This window comes from Pseudomonas sp. B26(2017), assembly GCF_002113045.1.
GTDB lineage: Bacteria > Pseudomonadota > Gammaproteobacteria > Pseudomonadales > Pseudomonadaceae > Aquipseudomonas.
In genome coordinates, this window is sequence record NZ_NEJJ01000002.1 from 275,118 (window position 1) to 295,103 (window position 19,986).

Annotated in this window: 13 protein-coding genes; 10 read left to right on the forward strand and 3 right to left on the reverse strand. The window is 56.4% G+C overall.

Annotation, left to right across the window (positions count from 1 at the left end):
* Window positions 1-7: 7 nt before the first annotated feature.
* The 9 genes from tssM (at window position 8) to CAF79_RS04305 (ending at window position 14,897) form a co-directional block, all read left to right on the forward strand.
* On the forward strand, window positions 8-3,547 hold the full coding sequence (gene tssM, locus CAF79_RS04265) for a type VI secretion system membrane subunit TssM (protein ID WP_085696802.1): 3,540 nt from the start codon (window positions 8-10) through the stop codon (window positions 3,545-3,547).
* Window positions 3,547-4,275 (forward strand): PP2C family serine/threonine-protein phosphatase, encoded by a 729-nt coding sequence (locus CAF79_RS04270; protein ID WP_085696803.1) that lies wholly within the window; start codon window positions 3,547-3,549, stop codon window positions 4,273-4,275. The genes tssM and CAF79_RS04270 overlap by 1 nt, the downstream gene beginning before the upstream one ends.
* A complete protein-coding gene (locus tag CAF79_RS04275; protein WP_085696804.1) occupies window positions 4,272-5,273 on the forward strand; it encodes a serine/threonine-protein kinase in 1,002 nt (333 codons plus the stop codon). The genes CAF79_RS04270 and CAF79_RS04275 overlap by 4 nt, the downstream gene beginning before the upstream one ends.
* A gap of 28 nt (window positions 5,274-5,301) precedes the next feature.
* Window positions 5,302-7,338 (forward strand): type VI secretion system tip protein VgrG, encoded by a 2,037-nt coding sequence (locus CAF79_RS04280; protein ID WP_085696805.1) that lies wholly within the window; start codon window positions 5,302-5,304, stop codon window positions 7,336-7,338.
* 10 nt (window positions 7,339-7,348) lie between these two features.
* Window positions 7,349-8,359 (forward strand): hypothetical protein, encoded by a 1,011-nt coding sequence (locus CAF79_RS04285; RefSeq protein WP_085606155.1) that lies wholly within the window; start codon window positions 7,349-7,351, stop codon window positions 8,357-8,359.
* Window positions 8,359-11,466 carry a hypothetical protein gene (locus tag CAF79_RS04290; RefSeq protein WP_256579230.1) on the forward strand — a complete coding sequence of 1,036 codons (3,108 nt, stop codon included), beginning with the start codon at window positions 8,359-8,361 and terminating at the stop codon, window positions 11,464-11,466. Before CAF79_RS04285 ends, CAF79_RS04290 begins: the two co-directional genes overlap by 1 nt.
* Window positions 11,441-12,022: a hypothetical protein gene (locus CAF79_RS04295; RefSeq protein ID WP_139832553.1), complete on the forward strand. Its 582-nt coding sequence runs from the start codon at window positions 11,441-11,443 to the stop codon at window positions 12,020-12,022. Before CAF79_RS04290 ends, CAF79_RS04295 begins: the two co-directional genes overlap by 26 nt.
* A 334-nt stretch (window positions 12,023-12,356) precedes the next feature.
* Window positions 12,357-13,484, forward strand: coding sequence for a lysozyme inhibitor LprI family protein (locus tag CAF79_RS04300; protein ID WP_256579231.1), 1,128 nt, complete (start codon window positions 12,357-12,359; stop codon window positions 13,482-13,484).
* A gap of 45 nt (window positions 13,485-13,529) precedes the next feature.
* Entirely contained in the window at window positions 13,530-14,897 is a 1,368-nt protein-coding gene (locus CAF79_RS04305; RefSeq protein WP_085696807.1) for a lysozyme inhibitor LprI family protein, read from the forward strand.
* A gap of 52 nt (window positions 14,898-14,949) precedes the next feature.
* Here the strand turns inward: CAF79_RS04305 and CAF79_RS04310 are convergent, their stop codons facing one another.
* Window positions 14,950-15,327 (reverse strand): DUF6124 family protein, encoded by a 378-nt coding sequence (locus CAF79_RS04310; protein WP_085696808.1) that lies wholly within the window; start codon window positions 15,325-15,327, stop codon window positions 14,950-14,952.
* 587 nt (window positions 15,328-15,914) lie between these two features.
* On the opposite strand from CAF79_RS04310, the gene CAF79_RS04315 reads away from it, so the two are divergent.
* Window positions 15,915-16,301 (forward strand): SCP2 sterol-binding domain-containing protein, encoded by a 387-nt coding sequence (locus CAF79_RS04315; RefSeq protein ID WP_085696809.1) that lies wholly within the window; start codon window positions 15,915-15,917, stop codon window positions 16,299-16,301.
* 120 nt (window positions 16,302-16,421) lie between these two features.
* Here CAF79_RS04315 and CAF79_RS04320 read toward each other — a convergent pair whose 3' ends face one another.
* Both CAF79_RS04320 and recG read right to left on the reverse strand, forming a co-directional pair.
* Window positions 16,422-17,822 (reverse strand): aminoacyl-tRNA deacylase and HDOD domain-containing protein, encoded by a 1,401-nt coding sequence (locus CAF79_RS04320; RefSeq protein WP_085696810.1) that lies wholly within the window; start codon window positions 17,820-17,822, stop codon window positions 16,422-16,424.
* A 79-nt stretch (window positions 17,823-17,901) separates the two neighbouring features.
* Complete coding sequence (gene recG, locus CAF79_RS04325; protein ID WP_085696811.1) at window positions 17,902-19,977, reverse strand: ATP-dependent DNA helicase RecG; 2,076 nt, start codon at window positions 19,975-19,977, stop codon at window positions 17,902-17,904.
* Window positions 19,978-19,986 lie beyond the last annotated feature (9 nt).

Here is a 19,986-nt window from a genome sequence, read left to right on the forward strand (position 1 = left end):
ACGTGTGATGAAAAAGTTTTTCAAGAAAATCGGCGCCTTCCTGCGCCAGACCTGGGTCTGGACGCTGTTGCTGGTGCTGTTCGTGGCACTGTTGGTGTGGTTCGTCGGCCCGTTGTTGGCAGTGGATGATTACAAGTTCTGGGAGAGTTCCACCTCGCGCTTGCTGACCATCGCCGTGCTGTTCCTGATCTGGGGCCTGACCATGGTCTTCGTCAGCTGGCGCGCCGGCATCCGCAAGAAAGCCGTCGAAGAAACCGAAGACGGCCAGGACCGTATCCGCCGTGACGAACTGATCGAAGAAGAGCAGAAAGAGTTGAAGGAGCGTTTCAAGGACGCCCTGAAAACCCTCAAGACTTCGAGCCTGTATCGCGGCCGCAGCGAGCGCTGGCGCAGTGACTTGCCGTGGTATTTGCTGATCGGCCCGCAGGCCAGCGGCAAGACCAGCCTGCTGGACTTCTCCGGGCTGGAATTCCCGATCAACAAGATCGACCGCAAGCTGACCCGCGACACCCACGGCACCCGTCATTGCGACTGGTACTTCGCCGATCACGGCGTGCTGATCGACACCGCCGGCCGCTACCTGACCCAGCCGGATTCGGAAGTCGACGGCAGCGCCTGGACCACGCTGCTGGAACTGTTGCGCAAGCGTCGTCGCGGTCGTCCGCTGAACGGCGTGCTGGTGACCATTCCGGTGGAAACCCTCACCAGTGGCAGTGAGCAGGACATCGACACCCTGGCCCGCCAGGTGCGCGCGCGTCTGCAAGACGTCTATCAGAAGCTGCACGTCGATGTGCCGGTGTATCTGGTGCTGAGCAAGGCTGACAAGCTGCTGGGCTTCGACGAGTTCTTCGACCAACTGACCCGCGAAGAAAGCGATCAGGTGCTGGGGACCAGTTTCCGCAAGGATCAGGTCGGCACCGATGTGGCCGTGTTGCGCAACGAGTTCGAAGAGCTGCTGCGTCGCCTCAACAGCCAGGTGATCATGCGCATGCACTCCGAGCGCGACACCCAGCGCCGTGGCCGCATCCTCGACTTCCCGCACCAGATGGGCCAGATCGGCGAGCGCCTGTGCCTGTTCGTCGACATGGCCTTCACCGGCAACCGCTACCAGCGTGCGACGCTGCTGCGTGGTTTCTACCTGACCAGCGCTCCGCATCTGACTCAGGAAATGGATTCGACCACTGCCGGTATCGGCGCGAGTCTGGGCATGAGGGCCGGCGTGCTGCCGACATTGCGCAGCGGTCGTTCGCGTTTCATCCACCATTTGCTCAGCCGCGTGATTTTCCCCGAGTCCGACCTCGCCGGTCTGGACAAGCGCGAGCGCAGCCGCATCCACTGGGGCCAGCGTGCTTTGTACGTCGGCGCACTGGGTGCGCTGGTGCTGTTCGGCATGCTCTGGGCCGGTGGTTTCTCGGCCAACTGGGAGCGTCTGGAAAACCTGCGCAATCTGGCGCAGAACTGGACCCAGCAACGCACGGCACTGTCGCCGCGCGATGACGCCATGGGCACGCTGAAAACCCTCGACACCAGCTACGCCGCGACTCAAGTGTTCCCGAAGAAAGGCGACGCTGCGTACCACGAGCGGATGGGGCTGTATCAGGGCCAGGACGTCAATCCGGTGGTCAAGGAGGCTTACGAGCACGAGCTCGAAAAGCAACTGCTGCCGCGCGTTGCAACGATGCTTGAAGGCCAGATCCGCGCCAACATGAAGGACCGCGAAAAGCTGATCAACAGCCTGCGCGCGTACCTGATGTTGAACATGAAGGATCGTCGCGACGCGGCATGGCTCAAGGACTGGATCGCGGCGGACTGGTCGCAGCGTTACACCGGCAACACCGCAGTGCAGAACGGTCTGAACACGCACCTCGAGCGTCTGTTGCAGCAGCCGTTTATCTATCCGCTCAACGAGCAACTGGTGACTCAGGCGCGTCAGGTCCTGCGCAGTGAATCGCTGGCAAACGTGGTTTACCGCATGCTCCGCGAGCAGGCACGCAACCTGCCGGACTATCGCTTCAGCCAACACCTCGGGCCGCAGGGCTCGCTGTTCATCGGCACCGAATACGTGATTCCGGGCTTCTACACCCAGACCGGCTATCAGCAGTATTTCTCGGTGCAGGGCGCATCGCTGGTCACCGACATCCTGCGTGACAACTGGGTGCTGGGCGAAGGCGCGGGCATCAGCGACATGGACTTGCGTCGCCTGATGGTCGAGCTGGAGCAACTGTACTTCCGCGACTACGCCAACTATTGGAGCGAAGCGGTTGGCCAGGTGGCACTGCCGCCAATCAGCGATGCCGGTGAAGGCGCCGAGCAACTGGCGGGCCTGACCTCGGCCAACTCGCCGGTGCTGGCGCTGCTGACCGAAGTGCGTGAGAACACTCGTTTCCCGGCTGCTCCTGAACCGGTGGATGAAGCCGGTGACGCCGCCGATGCACTGGCAGGCCAGAAGGGCAAACTGGGCAAGGTCGGCAAGCTCGCTTCCGCTGTCGCCGACAAGGCTTCGGCCATGAACGTGGCGAAGAATCTGCCGGACACTGCCAAGAAGTCGCTGCAACGACGCTTTGAGCCGCTGCATAAACTGCTCGACGACAACAACGGCCCGGCCGCTGACCTGACCCCGGCCTTCACCGCGCTCAACGACCTGCAACTGCAACTGGCGGGCCTGGCCCGTTCCAGCACGCCGGAGCAGGCCGCGTTCGAACTGGCCAAGACCCGCATGAGCGGCCAGCGTGATGCGCTGACCAACCTGCGCAATGCGTCCGGCCGTCTGCCGCGTCCGCTGAGTGTGTGGTTCAACGTGCTGGCCGAAGACTCGTGGCGTCTGGTGCTCAACGATGCCTACCAATACCTGAACGGCCGCTATCAGAACGAGCTGTACAGCGTGTATGGCAAAACCATCAGCAAGCGCTATCCGTTCAGCGCCTCAAGCACCAGCGATGTGGCGATCAGCGATTTCCGCGAGTTCTTCCGGGCGCAAGGCACCATCGACCGCTTCTTCGACAACTACATGCGTCCGTTCGTCAGCGGTGATCCGGGCAACTACCGGATGCGCAGCATCGACGGTCGCAGCCTGCCGGTGTCCAAGGTCTTCCTCGACCAGATGGCGGCTGCACTGAACATTCGCCAGAGCTTCTTCTCGATCAACCCGGCCGAACCGACTGTGCAGTTCAAGCTTGAGCCGTACACCCTCGATCCGGCGGTCAGCCGTTCGGAGTTCAAATTTGGCGACAAGACCATGGAATACCGCCACGGTCCGATTCTGCCCATGAGCTTCAAGTGGCCGACCGATGCTGAAGACGGTCGCACCAGCCTGGTCATGGACAAGATGGCAGGGCGCCCGATCGGCATCGAGAAGAACTCCGGCCCGTGGTCGCTGTTCCGTCTGTTCGACCTGATGCAGACCGAGTACCTGACCGGTCGCGACGTGCTGGTGCTGAAAGCCGACGTAGGTGGCCTGCGCGCCAACTACCTGCTGACCAGCCAGCGCACGCCGAATCCGTTCGACATGGGCGTGATGCGTACCTTCCGTATGCCGGTGCAGCTCTGATGCTGGTGGCCAGTCCCTGGCGCAGCGCGGCGCGAACCGACCCGGGCAAGGTGCGGTCGCGCAACGAAGATGCCTTCCTCGACACCCCGCAGCATGGGCTGTGGGTGGTCGCGGACGGCATGGGCGGTCATCAGGGTGGCGATATCGCCAGCCAGCTGATCGTCGCCAGCCTGGCTGAACTGCCGCAGCACGAGGACTTCGACGAACGCCTCAAAGCCATCCGCCAGTGCCTGCACTGGCTGAACCGGCGCCTGGGGCAAGAGTTGACCGTCACTGCCGGGCGTCACGACAGCATCATGGGCAGCACCGTTGTGGCGCTGTTGGTGGAAGGTAATCGCGCGGCTTGCATCTGGGCCGGTGACAGCCGCTGCTACCTGTGGCGCGGGCAGCGTCTGTATCAGCTGTCGAAGGATCATTCGCTGCAGCAGCAGCTGATCGACGAGCAACAGATGAGCGTCGAGCAGGCGGCGGCGCACCCGGCCGCCCAAGCCCTGACCCGGGCCGTGGGCGCGGCGGAACAGTTGACCCTGGATGTGCTGGAACTCGAGGTTTATCCGGGCGATGTGTTCCTGCTGTGCAGCGATGGTTTGTATCAAGGCCTGAGCAGTGATGCCCTCGGCAACGCTCTCAGTCTGGCGGCGCCGCATGTGGCGCTGGAACGTCTGTTCGACGGCGCCCTGCGTGGCGCCGCTCGCGACAACCTGACTGCCGTGGTGATCCGCCAATGACTGAAATCGAATCCTCAGTCGACGACTTGCTGATGAGCGAAGAGCAGGCCAACAACCTGACCTATTTCGCTTTCGCGAAGCAGCACAACGCCGAACCCGCGCTGGCGCCGACCAAGGCCAGCGTCGGCGAACTGCCGGACGTTCTGGCAGGCCGCTATCACCTCGAGCGCCTGCTCGGGGCCGGCGGCATGGGGGCGGTTTACCGGGCCCGGGATCTGCTGCACGAACAGTTCGGCGATCCCGATCCTTACATTGCGCTGAAAATCCTCAGCGAAGAATTTGCCGAGTCGCCGGACGCCAGTGCCTTGCTCTACAGCGAGTTCGCCCTGACCCGACGCCTGCGCCACGACAACGTGCTGCGACCGCACACGTTCGAAGTCGACACCGATTGCCAGCGGGCCTTCATCACCATGGAACTCATGCGTGGCCTGACCCTGGACAAACTGCTCTGCGAGCGGCCACTGGGCCTGCCGTGGAAAGAACTGCGCGACATCGCGCTGCCGCTGCTCGACGCGCTGGCCTACGCCCACCGTCGCGGCGTGCTGCACGGTGACATGAAACCGAGCAACGTCATGCTCAGCGAAGACGGCGTGCGCCTGTTCGACTTCGGTCTCGGGCAGGCCGAGGAGGGCATCCTGTCCGGCCTGCCGCACCTGAGCCGCGAGCGCTTCAACGCCTGGACCCCGGGCTACGCCGCCCCCGAACTGCTTGAGGGCCAACCGTTGTCGGCCAGCGCAGACGTGTACGGCGTAGCCTGCGTGATCTATGAACTGGCGGGCGGCAAACACCCGTTCCGCCGCTTGCCCTCGACCCAAGCCCGTGACGAACACCTGGATCGCGAACTGCAAGCCCCGGCAAATCTGCCGACCCACTGTTGGCCGGCGCTGCGCACCGCGCTGGCCTTTGACGCGGCAGAGCGCAACATTTCTGCCGACCAATTGCGTGACGCCTTGGGCGCCACTTCGTCCTGGTTGCAGCGTTTGCGGCTGAGGGCGTAACGGATGACATTCGAACAGGGAGCACACTATGTTCAACCCAGCTAACGAAACGCACTTCAGCCTCACGGTCGAAGACTACGTAGGCGACCTGCAAGTCCTGTCGTTCACCGGCACCGAGGGCATCAGCCAGCCGTTTCGCTTCGACCTCGAACTGGTCAGCGAAAACCCGGATCTGGACCTGGAAAAACTCCTGCACAAACAGGCGTTCCTGGCGCTCGACCCGCAAGGCTCGGGCATCCACGGCCAGATCTACCGCGTTGCCCAGGGCGATGCCGGCAAGCGCCTGACCCGCTACAAGGTTTCGCTGGTGCCGCAGCTGCAATACTTGCATCACCGCACCAACCAGCGCATCTACCAGCAGATGTCGGCGCCGAAAATCATCGCGCTGATCCTCGACGAGCACGGCATCAAGGGCAACGCCTACAGCTTCCAGCTGAGCCAGCCGTGCCCGGATCGCGATTACTGCGTGCAGTACGACGAAACCGACCTGCACTTCGTGCAGCGCCTGTGCGAAGAAGAAGGCATTCACTACCACTTCCAGCACAGCAAGAAAGGCCACCTGCTGGTGTTCGGCGATGACCAGACCGTGTTCCCCAACCTCGGCCAGCCGACCGCGTATGTGCAGGGTAGCGGCATGGTCGCCGAAGAACCGGTGATCAAAGGCTTCAAGCTGCGCCTGGAAACCCGCACCAGCCGCACCACCCGCCGCGACTACGACTTCGAAAAGCCGCGTCTGCAAATGGAAGCGGCCTACAAGCCCGACGGCGAGAGCACTGAACCGGATCTGGAAGACTACGACTACCCCGGCCGCTTCATCGACCGTGCGCGAGGCAAGTTCCTCAGCCAGCGCGCCCTCGAACGCCACCGAGCCGACTACCGTCAGGCCGAAGGCCGCAGCGACCAGACCAAACTGGTCAGCGGCCACTTCATGGAAATGTCCGACCACCCGCGCAGCGAGTGGAACGACCTGTGGCTGCTCACCGAAATATTCCACGAAGGCAAACAGCCGCAAGTCCTCGAAGAATCGGTAACCAGCGACACCACCGACAACAAGGACGACTTCCACCAGGGCTACCGCAACCGCTTCCTCGCCACCCCGTGGGACGTGTTCTACCGCCCGGCCCTCGAACACCCGAAACCCCGCGTGCTCGGCAGCCAGACCGCCATGGTCACCGGCCCCAAAGGCGAAGAAATCCACTGCGACCAGTACGGCCGCATCAAGGTGCAATTCCACTGGGACCGCGAAGGCCTGGCCGACGACAAGACCAGCTGCTGGCTGCGCGTCTCCAGCTCCTGGGCCGGCGACCGTTACGGCGCCATCTCCATCCCGCGCATCGGCATGGAAGTCCTCGTCACCTTCCTCGAAGGCGACCCCGACCAGCCACTGGTCACCGGCTGCCTGTACCACAAGGAAAACCCGGTGCCCTACGCCTTGCCGGCGAACAAAACCCGCAGCGTCTTCAAAACCCTCAGCTCCCCGGGCGGCGGTGGCTACAACGAACTGCGCATCGAAGACAAAAAAGGCGCCGAACAAATCTTCATCCACGCCCAGCGCGACTGGGACGAAAACATCGAACACGACCAGAAGATCCGCGTCGGCAACGAACGCCACGACACGGTGGTGAAGAACACCTACACCGAACTCAAGGCCGAAGAACACCGCACCACCATCAGCGACCGCAAGATCGAAGCACGGCTGGACGACCACCTGACCATCGGTGAGAGCCAGCATGTGAAGCTCGGGACGGCGCAACTGACCAGCGTCGGCAAAGAGATACACATCAAGGCGGGGGACAAGATCGTCATCGAGGCCGGCTCCGAACTGACGATTCTCGGCGGCGGCAGTTTCATCAAGCTCGATGGCGGCGGAGTGACCGTGGTTGGGCCGGTGGTGAAGATCAACGCCGGCGGCTCGCCGGGAGCGGGCACTGGCATCGGGATCAAACCGCCGGTGCTGCCGGGGGCGGCGGATAAGGACAAGGCGGGGAGTTTGATGGATCAGGCGTTGTTGAATGCGCCGCCTGAGAAGGTTAAGCCGAAGGCTTTTTTTGTGTTTTCTGAGTAATGAGTTAGTTATGAAAATTAAAAAGAACGCCGGGAAATTCGGCTTGAGATGGATCGTGTTGCTGGTACTGGGCCTGAGTTCAGACGTATTCGCCATTCAGTGCCCTTCTGATAATTTTCATGGTTTTGTGAAAGAGTTTTTGGCGAAGCCAGAGGTACAACGCGCGTTTACCGCTTCTCCTATCCACTTTTTGGAGGTTGTTGCCGAGGGTAGTCAACCTAAAGTGGTTGAGCGAGAAATTGAGGTACTAGGGGGGGGAGAGCTGAGCGCGGTCTCTCCCGAAGTAGTCGAAATGTCGAGTTTGGAGGTAAAGGTTCAACCTCCGAATAAGATCTTCGTACGTGATCGGGCAGGAGAGTTGCTGAAAATCCTTACATTCCAAAAAGCCGATTGCTGGTCTTTGAGTAGCCTTGAAAATTGGTCGTTAGAAACCGTGTTGGACTCTCAGGTTGATGCATCAAGTCTCCCTCCTGGGGAGCGCAGCTTGATGAGAGGGAAAAGCTATGCTGATTTGGCGATGGAAGCAGAGTTTCCAGCATCAAGTCAGCTTTATATTTCTGCACTTGATAGCTATATGAACGGCGCAGATAAGGGCTCCATAGAAGCGGGGTATCAGGCAGTCTTGCTGAGCCTGTCAGGCCAAGCGCCGCGCTTGGATGACTCCAGGATTCTTGAGCTTTTGCTCAGCGCGGCCAGCACTTCTGGAGCAGCAAATCTGGCACTAGCGAACTTCTATTGCGACGAAGGCCGTTATGACCAAGTCCGTCCCTGCGCAGATCCCCAAAAGTCTTTGAACGCCCTTGAGGCAGGTTCAAAACTGGGCTCTATGGAAGCGTTGAATCAATTGGGACTCTCATATGAAAGGGGGACCCTCGGTACTAAAAACATCAATCGTGCACTGGCGTGTTTCCAAGCTGCGGCTGCTCAAGGTTTTGAGTTATCCAAGGAAAATGCAGCGAGATTGATTGCCAAGAATGTAAAAACTGAATCCTCAAATTGCTTGAAGCAGGAAGCTAACTGATGACTACTGGAGTTCTTGAGCAGCGACCGCTCTATACCAAAGGCGATTATGTTTATGGTGGCGGCAAGGGAAAAGATACTGATGGCGACGGCAAAAAAGAGATTGATTGCTCAACTTTAGTGTGGGAAATGCTAAAGGCGGCTGGCTATAACGTTCCGTACAATAATACTGCTTTGCTCAAAACTAACGTCGACAATTACGATGTTATTGAGTGGAAAGATGTGTTGCCAGGGGATATCGCGCTTTGGCCAACCCATACGGGATTTGTCGAAGATATCGATGTCGAAAACAGAAGTGGAAACTTTTTCGGTTCACAAAATTCGACTGGTCCTGCTTCCGCTAAATTTGGGAACGGTTCAAATTATTGGCGAATGCCGATAAAGTTCTTACGAGTTAAGGAGATTTTTAAGACAGGTTCCCAACCTGCATCTACCCCTGCGCCGACTCCCACAACGCCGACTGCGCCAGCCGCTGCTCCTATAATGAATTTTCAATTTCCATTTAGAAAGGCTGATGGAACACAGTTCAAAGATTCTGAAGAGGTTTTTAAGGCCCTTGAGGGTGAGACTTCGGGAAATTTTTTATTAGGTAATCATGGTTTTTGGCATGGCGGAATTCATATATCACATAGGATTGCCCCGCAATGTATGCGAGACGAGCCTATTCGTTGTATTGGAGACGGTGTCGTCGTAGCCTACCGTTTGAATGAAGATTATCTAGCGACTGCATTTGAGGCATCAAATTCTACAGAAGCATTGAAATACTCAAATTCATTTTGTCTTGTTAGGCATGACTATAAGTCACCTTCGAATAAGGAAGTGACGCCTAGCACTAAGAATGAGCTCGTATTTTATAGCCTGTATATGCATCTGCTACCATATGACAGGTATGCGGATGACCCAGAGCAACCAGGTGCTCCAAAAATAAAAATGATTGCAAGTGGGTTTAAAGCGCGAAGCGATATTCTTGGTGCAACCGGCTGCGTCGAATATGGTTCGATTTCTGCTGGAACTGAAATTGAAATACTAGAAGAGCATTCTGATCACGTCCACGCCAAGGGTAAGCTGATTAAAGGCACTGTTGGAGGGCGCACTCCAGGGCAAGATTTTTGGTTCGCTTATAAACAAAACGGCATCGCCTATCCAAGAGGTGATGGAAGCGCGAGCTGGAACGCAATAACTGCACCAGAGCGAAAGAAGCCAGACTATTGGAAGGGAAAAGTTAGAGCTGTAGTTTCCGGAACGGGGCTTACTTTGCGAGCGGCTCCCTCAACGCAAAGTCACGGTGCTTTAGCTGGGGCTGCAATTAGGCAGGTAAATAGTATAGGACAGAACGAAGACTTAGTTCTTTGTACAAATAGCATAATAGAATTTGATAGCGGGAAAGTTTTTAGCCTGAAGATTGGCTCTAAGCTTTTCAAAATGGCGGAATGCTCCTTTGTACCGAGTACTTCCGGTGCCGCAACCGGTTTGAAAAGCCATTCCACTCCTGTGCCCGCCACTTTTTGGGCTTGTGTTGAAAAACCTTATGTTCAATTGCAAGGCTTGGTTCCGACTGAGTTTGATAAGATTGTGCCGATGGATACGGCAATTAAGGCAGGCGACACAATCGGTTTTCTTGGTTTAAATGAAACATTGGCAGGTCCAGATGGTGGGGTTTCGAGAAGTTATCAAGTTCACGTGGAGATTTTTTCGGCTGATCCTAAAATTGAGGATTTTCTAAAAAATAAAGCAAATGTGAAACAGGGGAAACAATACCTGCATTTGCCAGCGAATACGAACTTAAGAATTAAGCCACCGCAAACCGGAGTGGTGACGATTTCTAATGAAAGCTTTGTAGAGCTTGGAAAGGCCGTTCTATATAAGGACACTGAAGAATGGTATGAAATAACTATCATTGATAACGCAGAAAGCAAAACCGGTTTGCTCAAAAAAGAAGGCGCGAAGCTCCTCAGTCAACACGATTGGGAAAAGCTAGGTTTTCGTGTTGTTAAGGAGTCGAATTCAAATTCCGATGGTTTTCTGGATCCCGGAAATATGCCGGAGTTCTTTCAAGCCTTATATAACGATTTGGATAAGTTTGGTAATAAAGATCAAAAAGTCACCCCCGAAGATTTTCCAATTGCGCTTAAAAATGTAGAGTTTAGGAACCACTGGTCAAAGCTTATTGCATATCACCCAACAGAGTGGAAATCTAAATCTGATTCTGCCAAGTGGGCACGACTGGATACGTTGCTCGAGGAGTATCCGCCTGTCCTGAAACACGAAAAAGAGCGGATTGATAGCTTAATATTTTGGGATGATCCGATTATACAATCTAAAGGTTTGGGCGACGGGGTTGTATGGCACTTTCATCCAATTGCGTTTCTTGGTAATCAGATTGGTGGGCGCGGAAAAATAAAAATTACCGTGGAGATGTTGAAGAAGGTATTTGATGGAATAAAAAATTCAACAGAGCAGGATGATCTGTTGGCAGAAGTTGCTTCCCAAATAAATGAGAACTGTGAGAGGTATAAACTAGATACCCCGTTGAGGTTGAGTCACTTTTTTGCTCAGGTAAGGCAGGAAATCGGATCTAAGTGCGCGGTGGTAGAAGACTTTACCTATGGAGTTCCTGGTCTAAAGGGTACCTTTAAGTATTTTAGGGATCACCCCGACGAAGCAACGACTTATGGTTATCCAGGCCCTACTAAATACGTATCTCACGAAAATCAGGTTGCGATTGCCAATCGGGCATATGGCGGGAAGTTAGGGAACGGAAACATCGCCTCTGGTGAGGGTTGGAAGTATCGTGGGCGAGGTCTGAAACACTTAACGGGTAAAGCAAACTATCAAGCCTTCAAAGACTATCATAAAACATTCTGGGGTGAGGAAGTTGACTTTGTGGGGCAGCCGGATATCTTGCATACGCAGTTTAAGTATTCTGTTCGTTCGGGTGTTTATTTCTGGCTAAAAAATGATATTTTTGTAGAGGCAGATAAAGGGGATGCGGCCGAGAATGTGGATGCCGTTACTCGGATTATTAACAGAGATACTGATAGTTATGATAAGCGTCGAGAGCATTTTAAAAGGATATATAAAATTGAAAAAATTTTTGAAAATGTCTAAGTTGCATTGTTTTTTTGCAATGGTTTTATGTTTGGTCGGGTCTAATGTGCGGGCTGATGCGGCGCCTACAATTAGTGAGTTTCATCCTACTGTCGTGGCTTCAGTTGGAGATAAAAAAATTGCGGTGTTCTTTTTAAAAAATAGTCTTAGAGAAATGGCTAAAGGAGAATATGTCGCGGATGCGGAGATATATTATGCTCCGATTGGTTCGAATAAGACTTTCTTTAAGTATGTTTGGAAGGTCGAGGGTGACCAAATTGCTTCCGTATTTTTCTATGACTGGAAATCTCCGGAGCGAGCCGGTAAATCCATGTATGTTCTGACTAAGACAAGGTTGTCTGATGCCGCGTTTGATGGGTTTACATATTCAGTTATGGAACTTCCGATAAGGCTCGAGGGTGAAAGTGCCTCTTTGCTCTATTTCACAGGTGACCCATCCGATCCGGCCTTGCAAAACTGCAAGGATGGAAAAGACCTGGTTTCTGGAGTTGACGTGGTATGTGACTATAAGGACGCTGCGAGTATTAAGAAGTATTTTAATTTGCAGGATAAGTGAGATTGCTTTTTAAGAAATAGATAATCAAAGCGGACGGATCTAGCTTTTAGCTTGGTCCGCTCCTCTTGATTTATCTGGTTGAGATTAAGCTCTACAGTAACGGGGAAGCGCGACAAATTAGTTTCAGCGTTAAAATGCTACCCGCCTATTCACAGTATTTTAACCCTCAGAGGCTACGTTAAAAATGGCAGTCTGTTAAGGTGTTGCATTGTGAAAGAGTATTCAATTCTACTCGGAGTTAAAGGGGACGGATTTATTTGTTGCGCTTAGTGGCTTTGGTCTTCGTAGGGTATTTAAACAGATCTGTCCCGCTTCTTACTTGATGGTCAACTAAATGAAGAGTATTTATTCGTTTCCTGGTTTTTTATCGTTAACCTTTTTGTTTTTTAGTTCGTTCGTGCTTTCCGCGAGTTTCGATTGCGGCAAGGCTTCGACGGGCGTAGAAAAGAAAATTTGTAGCTCTCCTTCATTGTCCATAATGGATGAAAAGCTGAGTGAATTTTTCAAGCCGTTGAAGAATAGACGAGCTTTTCAAGTAATCGAGAGTGATTGGCTCGAGTCAGAGCGAAATTCTTGTGAGTCTGTTGAATGCTTAGAGGATGCTTATGTTCATCAGATTCAGTTTCTGTCACCGGTTGCTATTGCGCCTAGACCGACTCAGAAAGATATTAAGTTGATGTTGGGCGATAAAGCCTATGCACAGTTTGAGCGTTCATGGAGGGTCATTGATTTAGCATGGCTTCCCAATGAGAAAGGCGCTGTTGAACGATTTGTAATCTCCGCCGAAACAATTTCAGGCATGTTGTATGTCATCGTATTTGAAGGGCACTTTGATCCAGCGATGATTGCGTACCGGGGTAATCTATATGAGTACGTTGACCGCAACGACAGGCCCGTGCTGCACACGATTGCAAAAGATATCGGCTTTGACGGTGCCTTGAATTTGGGTTCGAACGACGAAGGGAAAAGGTTTGCTGGAATCTTGGATGGGGCGTTTTACTATCGACAGCAGCTTTCGAAAAATCAGTTGCGGGGGATGGTATATAAACTCGGCTCCAAGCTGCCACCGGTTGAAAGTAGTTTATTGTTCCAGCAGTGGCCAAATACTGATGAAAACGCTGTCAGTGGATTGACATTCGGTTGGGGTGGTGATTATGGGAAGTTGCAAGCGTATTATTCGCACACCAAAGGATATGAGACGATAGCTCCGGTTGGCCGGCCGGAGGTGGGTTGGAATATTTATAGTCCGATTTGGAGCAAATCCCGGCCGACGTTTTACTTCAAAAATGGCAATGAGACTATTTGGCGTGCCAATGTTGCGGATAAAACGCTGACGAAAATTGCAACGGCCATTGATGACGGAATGATTAATAACCCTACGCCTGTCGATATAAACGGACGCGAAGCAGTCGTTTACCTGAATGGATATACTCTGAAAATGGCTATATCGCTTGATGAATAAGTGCAACTTAAAGTATGCCTTCGAAATCTGTCGTTGGAATTTTCCGTGAATAAATATTTTATTCCATTATTGTGCAGTTTATTGCTTTGCGGTTTATCTCTGTTCGGGGGGGATTCATTCGCCCAGGATGCATGTGTTGATATCACTACAAATTCCCAGAGTGAAAGATGTTCTGTGAGTGCCAAGGCTGCTGCAGATGCGCGGTTGAATACCAGTTATCAAGAATTGATGGTTCGGCTCGAAGGTGGATATCAGACCGATCCTGTACTTGCCGCAAGCCAAAAGGCGACGGTTCAGGAGGCTCAGCGCGCTTGGATCAAGCTACGCGATACCGATTGCCAGATTGATGCGTTGAAGACGGAGCCGGGCTCTTCGGCGCATGTGGCAGCCGTGAACAATTGCATCGCAAGCATGAGCCGTGAGCGGTCGGTGTTTCTGGACAATATCGCGTCCGATAGCGGTGGTGGCTCTGCATTTGGGCGTGGCTCGTGCCCGACGCAAGACTTCGCCCAGTTTCTTCCATACTTCTCCGCTAATGCCGAATCGCAAAAGCGACTGACTGCGCAAGCGGTGAAGCTATTGGTGTTGAAGGGGACGTCGGATATAGGACGGATAGTGACTCACGTCACTGCGGAGGTAGGGCGCGACATGGTGTTTCCCTTAATGGCTGTGGTGCCTGATGGGAAAGTCGAAGGGATAGAAATCGAGAGAGTGGATGATCGTCACGTTGACGTTGTGGATAAACGTGCCGGAAACAGCAATATCAAGATCTTCAACTTTTCGCGCAAAGCCTGCTGGACGCTTGAGGGGGTTGAGGATTGGTCGATTCCCGAAAAGGAGCTTTCTGTAGCCAATACTCGCTCATTGAGTCGCGAGGAAAATTTCTGCTCACAGCGTGCGCAAGGATTTGTTGGCTTGGGTGGTCTTGAGCAATACCGTCTGACAGGAGAACTTTTTGAGGCTGCATTGGAAAATTATCTGTGTGCGGCTGCTTCAGGCGATCCTGTTTCCAGCGAGACTGCGGCTAGGCTGAGTCTGTCGGGTATGGCTCCGCAGTTGGAATACAGCAAAGTTGAAGCTCTTTTCAAAGCGGCAGCGGTTAATTCGCCAGGAGGAGCTGAGGGGCTGGCAAGCTTTTATTGTTTTGGCAATGACACGGCTGGAAGCGGACCCTGCCAGCGGCCCGCTGATGTGGAGAAAGAGCTTATTCGCGCCAGCTCCATGGGATCAGCACATGCAATCGTTTCGCTTGGTGACTATTGGAAGAGTGGCGATCTCGGCGTGAAGGATATCCCTCGTGCCTTGGCTTGTTATCAGCTTGCCGCCGACAAGGGCTACGAGTCAGGTCTCAGCGCTGCCAAGCGACTTCAATCGGAAGTGACTGAGCCAATCGCTCCGAGCAAATGCTATTAGTGCGACCAATTGACGGAGGGCACTCATTGCGCCCTCCGTCAGTTATGGGCTATCAACCCCGTGTTTGATACTCCCGAAACTCAATGTGATCGAGCGTGCCTTCCACCATTAACCGCACGCCGTCCGCCATTCTGCTCAGGCCGAGCGCCATTGAGCGGCGGGGGCCGTCGAGGTCGTCGGCCAGGTTGGCGGCGAAGGCGCTGATGGACAGGAGGTCTTCGGAGGCATTGGCCATGAGCGCTTCGGCGTCGGCGTTGGGGCAGAGGGCGAACAGGCCTCCCAGGCGTTTGGGGCGTGTGGCTCTGGGTTTGAAGTGGTGGTCGAGGGCGCGTTCGGCGGCTTCGTGGAGTTTCTTTGAATCGAGGGATTCGTAAGGGGAGGTTTCCGGGTTTTCTGGAATTTCGGGGGGATTGGGTGTTGGTTTGATCATTGCGCAGCTTCCTGGAATTGTGAGGCCGACACCCATTCGCTTTGCACTTCGAAATAGGTGGCAGCTGTGCGTTGGTGTGCAAGACCGGTCCAGGTGGCCGGCAGACTCAAGAGTCTCCGACGCACAGCCGCCATAACGATCCGCGAGCATAGGAAAACGCTCGGCGAAATGCCATTGCGATTGTGCACCTGAACCGGACTTGCACGTCCGAGTCACCGATTTTGCGGTGACACACAGAGGCTATCGGTGATGTCCCAGCCTGCCTAGTTCATAGGTATCCCGGCGCTTCGCAGGAAATTTCCCATAGGTTTGCGGGGCAGCAGACCGAAAGATCGCAGCCTTCGGCAGCTCCTACAGGAATGTGTTTCTTCAGGTGTAGGACGGGGGGATGGTGTGACGCGGAGCGTCACGGGAGACATTCCCACGCGGAGCGTGGGAACGATCAGGTTGTGGGGCGGAAATCGTGACTTGGTAGTCATCATGCGAGAAAAGCCATGCATCGTCTTCTATCCGTCCAAGATAGTGGCGAATCCGTTCGAATCCCTTACACTCCCCCGGCCGTTCATTTTCCTTTTGAGGCTGTGCGCATGAAATTTCGTTTTCTTCTGTGGATGCTGGGTCTGTTGATGGGTAAGGCCAGTCGGACAAATCCTGCGTTCCAGCAGCAGTTGGGTGACAAGGATCTGGTGTTTCAGCTACAGACTCTGGACGGGAAAGTGGCGCGGCATTTCGTGGTGAAAGATCAGCGCATTACCAGCAAGTCCGGGGTGGTGGCGGAGCCGGCGTTTGCGATTGCCTTTAAAGACGCGGCGTTCGGGTTTGCCACGATGCAGGCCAAAAACAAGCAGCTGGCGTTCATGCAGGGGATTCAGGACAAGACCATCCAGCTCAAGGGCAATCCGGCGCTGGTGATGTGGTTTCAGGGGTTGATGAAGTATTTGAAGCCGAGGAAGGCCAAGCCGAAGGCTGCTTGAGTATTGCGTGAGGCTGTGACGCGGAGCGTCATGGGCTGCATTCCCACGCAGAGCGTGGGAACGATCAAATACAAAGGCCCCACACTCGGTTGAGTGTGGGGCCTTTTTTATAGGCGCAAATCAGGCCTGGCTGAACTGCGAAGCCAGTTCGCGCAGGAGGACTTCGGCTTCCAGTACTTTGCTGACCACATCATTGGCCTTGTCGCGAGTCAGGCCAACGCGTTCCAGCAGCGCATCCGGAATGTCTTCATCCGGGCCGGAGCCGATGCCGCGACTGCGCAGCAGGCGCACGGCCAGGCAGACGAGGTTCGGGTATTCGGCGTAGGCGCCGTCGTAGTTCGGGTCGTGCTGGAAGCGCAGGGCGGTGGCCAGTTCGTCCGGCATGTCCCAGTAGCGCATCAGCCAGGAGCCGATCTGTTCGCGGCTGATGCCCAGCAGGTGTTGCTCGACGTAGCTGTGGCACAGGTGCGGGTTGACCTCCAGGTGCCGGCAGATCAGCGAGAAGTGCGGCGGGAACACGTGGGCCAGCAGCAGGTAGCCGAAGTTGTGCAGCAGGCCGGCGAGGTAGGTCAGGCCGGATTCCGGACGCTGGGCGCGCGGCATGGCGCGGGTCAGGCCTTCGATGACGGCGGCGGTGTAGATCGACTGCTGCCAGTACGGCGTGGTGTGCTGCGGGTGGTCTTTCGGCAGGCTCAGGGTCTTGCCGAGGGCCAGGCCCAGCGCCAGGTTGATCACCAGATCGAAGCCCAGCACGCGGACGATCGCGTCTTCCACCGAACGGATCTTGCCCGGCGACGCGTAGTACGGCGACGCCGCCCAGCTCACCACTTGCGCAGCCAGCGCCGGGTCGGTTTCGACCACGCCGGTGATGTCGTCGATGGTGGCGTTGGGGTCGACGCGCAGCTTGATGATTTTTTGTGCGGTTTCGGCCAGCGGTGGAATCTCGATGGTCGCTTCCAGACGCTGCTGGATGCGCCGCGCGGTGAACGCCTGAACGGCCTGGGTGATTTCCTCGCGGTCATCGTCCGGGCGGTCGAGGTTCGGGCGGATGCTGCTCAGGGCTTCGCCGAAGTTGGCGGCGCTGGCCTTGGTCAGCATGGTCTTGAAATCTTCGCTGGCGATTTCCAGCAGCAGGCCCGGCTCGCCGGAGTTGATCAGCAACTTCGGCTCGCGCAGCAGGCTTTCTTCGTAGAGGCACGGCGAGCTGGTCAGCGCCGGCAGGCCCGGCAGCAGGCTCAGGCTGTGTTTACCGAGCATCTTTTCCAGGCGCTCGGTGGACACGGCGGTCAGGCGACGGCCCGTCAGCTCGGCGAGGCGGTTGAGATCCAGCAACTGGCTCTGTGGAAACAGCACCATCAGCGCACCGACCGCGTCGTCCAGCAACACGGCCTGCACTTTGCGCGAGGCGTTGAGGCCGTGGTGGTCGAGCACTTCTTCGTAGGCGACGCCCAGCTTGTTGAGCAGCAGCCGAATAACAGACGGAGCGTGCGGGGATTCGGGGGCGAGAGCAGCTTCGGTCATGGTCTGTATCCGTTTTTGAAACAATTGCTGGAGTATAACCAGCTTGGTTGGAACGAGCTTTGAGAAACTGCGACGGTGCTCACACTTGGCCGTATTGCTGCCCGTGTCGCAGCCAGCGGTCGAGCAACGGGCTGACGTGGGTGGGCCAGCGTTCGAGCAACGCCTGGGCGGCATCGCGTACGGCGGGCAGCAGATCGGCATCGCGCATCAGGTCGGCGACCTTGAATTGCAGCAGGCCGGTCTGGCGGGTGCCGAGCATTTCGCCGGGGCCGCGCAGTTCGAGGTCTTTTTCGGCAATGACGAAACCGTCGTTGGTCTCGCGCATGATGCCCAGGCGCTGGCGGCCGATTTGCGACAGCGGCGGATGGTAGAGCAGCACGCAATGGCTGACTGCGCTGCCCCGACCGACGCGACCGCGCAACTGGTGCAGCTGCGCAAGGCCGAGGCGCTCGGGGTTTTCGATGATCATCAGGCTGGCGTTGGGCACGTCGACGCCGACTTCGATCACGGTGGTGGCGACCAGCAGTTGCAGGTTGCCGGCCTTGAACTCGGCCATGACGGCGGCTTTCTCGGCGGGTTTCATGCGGCCGTGGATCAGCCCGACCTTCAACTCGCCGAGGGCGGCGGTCAGGTCTTCGAAAGTGGTTTCGGCGGCCTGGCAGGTCAGCTCTTCGGACTCTTCGATCAGCGTGCACACCCAATAGGCCTGACGGCCCTCGGCGCAGGCGCTGCGCACCCGCTCGATGACTTCGACGCGGCGGGTATCGGTGACCAGCACGGTGTTGACCGGGGTTCGCCCGGGCGGCAGTTCGTCGAGGATCGAGGTGTCAAGGTCGGCGTAGGCGCTCATCGCCAGCGTCCGTGGAATCGGCGTGGCGGTCATGATCAGTTGATGCGGGCACATGCGCCCGCCGACGCCTTTCTGCCGCAGCGCCAGACGTTGCTGCACACCGAAGCGGTGTTGTTCGTCGATGATCACCAGCGCGAGGTTCTTGAACTGCACTTCGTCCTGAAACAGCGCGTGGGTGCCGACCACCATCGGCGTGCCGCCGGCAATCTGTTCCAGCGCGGCCACGCGGTTCTTGCCCTTGAGCTTGCCGGCCAGCCACGCCACCTCGATGCCCAATGGTTCGAGCCAGCGCTTGAAGGTGATGAAGTGCTGCTCGGCAAGGATCTCGGTCGGCGCCATCAGAGCTACCTGATAACCGGCCTCCAGCGCTTGCAGCGCAGCGAGGGCGGCGACCACGGTTTTGCCCGCACCAACGTCGCCCTGAATCAGCCGCAGCATTGGTTCGTGCTGACTGAGGTCGTAGGCGATTTCGTTGCCGACTCGTTGCTGAGCGCCGGTCGGGTTGAAGCCGAGGTTGGCCAGGTATTTCGCCGGCAGTCTGGTGGCTTTCGGCATCGCCGGCGCGCGCAGGGAGCGCATGCTTTCGCGCAGGCGCTGCTGCGATAGCTGATGGGTCAGCAGTTCTTCGAAGGCCAGGCGATGCTGGGCCCAGTGATGACCGAGGGCGAGTTCTTCGACGTCGGCATCGGCGGGCGGGTTGTGCAGGTAGCGGATCGCATCGGCCAGCGGCGCCAGTTGGTAGTCGCGGGCAAGTTCCGTCGGCAGCCAGTCGGGCAGGGTGGCCGGTTTGAGCAGGGTCAACGTCTGCATGCACAACTGGCGCAGGCGCGCCTGGGTCAGGCCTTCGGTCAGCGGGTAGACCGGGGTCAGGGTTTCATCCACCGGCGGCGGCTCGTCGCCGTTAATGGCGCGGTATTCCGGGTGGTAGATCTCCAGCCCCGAGGCACCGGGCCGGGCTTCGCCGTAGCAGCGAATCCGCGTGCCGCGCTTGAGGCCTTCTTTCTGCGCGTTGCTGAAGTGATAGAAGCGCAGGCTCAGGCCGCCGGTGCCGTCCTGCAAACGCACGACGAGGCTGCGACGCCGGCCCATGACCACGTCGGCACCGCTGACGGTGCCTTCGACCACAGCGTCCTGTCCCGGCCGCAGCGCGCCGATCGGCACCACGCGGGTGCGATCCTGATAACGCAGCGGCAGGTGGAACAGCACATCCTGAAGGTTCTCCAGGCCGACCTTGGCCAGTTTCTCGGCCATGGCTTCACCGACACCCTTGAGTGCGGTGACCGAGACCTGCGACAGCTCAGTCATGACTCTGGC

What these genes read in the sequence shown, in the direction of transcription:
- CAF79_RS04275 (WP_085696804.1), top strand. Translation starts at nt 4,272, where the DNA reads ATGACTGAAATCGAATCCTCAGTCGACGACTTGCTGATGAGCGAAGAG.
- CAF79_RS04285 (WP_085606155.1), top strand. Translation starts at nt 7,349, where the DNA reads ATGAAAATTAAAAAGAACGCCGGGAAATTCGGCTTGAGATGGATCGTG.
- tssM (WP_085696802.1), top strand. Translation starts at nt 8, where the DNA reads ATGAAAAAGTTTTTCAAGAAAATCGGCGCCTTCCTGCGCCAGACCTGG.
- CAF79_RS04310 (WP_085696808.1), bottom strand. Translation starts at nt 15,327, where the DNA reads ATGATCAAACCAACACCCAATCCCCCCGAAATTCCAGAAAACCCGGAA.
- recG (WP_085696811.1), bottom strand. Translation starts at nt 19,977, where the DNA reads ATGACTGAGCTGTCGCAGGTCTCGGTCACCGCACTCAAGGGTGTCGGT.
- CAF79_RS04270 (WP_085696803.1), top strand. Translation starts at nt 3,547, where the DNA reads ATGCTGGTGGCCAGTCCCTGGCGCAGCGCGGCGCGAACCGACCCGGGC.
- CAF79_RS04320 (WP_085696810.1), bottom strand. Translation starts at nt 17,822, where the DNA reads ATGACCGAAGCTGCTCTCGCCCCCGAATCCCCGCACGCTCCGTCTGTT.
- CAF79_RS04300 (WP_256579231.1), top strand. Translation starts at nt 12,357, where the DNA reads ATGAAGAGTATTTATTCGTTTCCTGGTTTTTTATCGTTAACCTTTTTG.
- CAF79_RS04290 (WP_256579230.1), top strand. Translation starts at nt 8,359, where the DNA reads ATGACTACTGGAGTTCTTGAGCAGCGACCGCTCTATACCAAAGGCGAT.
- CAF79_RS04315 (WP_085696809.1), top strand. Translation starts at nt 15,915, where the DNA reads ATGAAATTTCGTTTTCTTCTGTGGATGCTGGGTCTGTTGATGGGTAAG.
- CAF79_RS04280 (WP_085696805.1), top strand. Translation starts at nt 5,302, where the DNA reads ATGTTCAACCCAGCTAACGAAACGCACTTCAGCCTCACGGTCGAAGAC.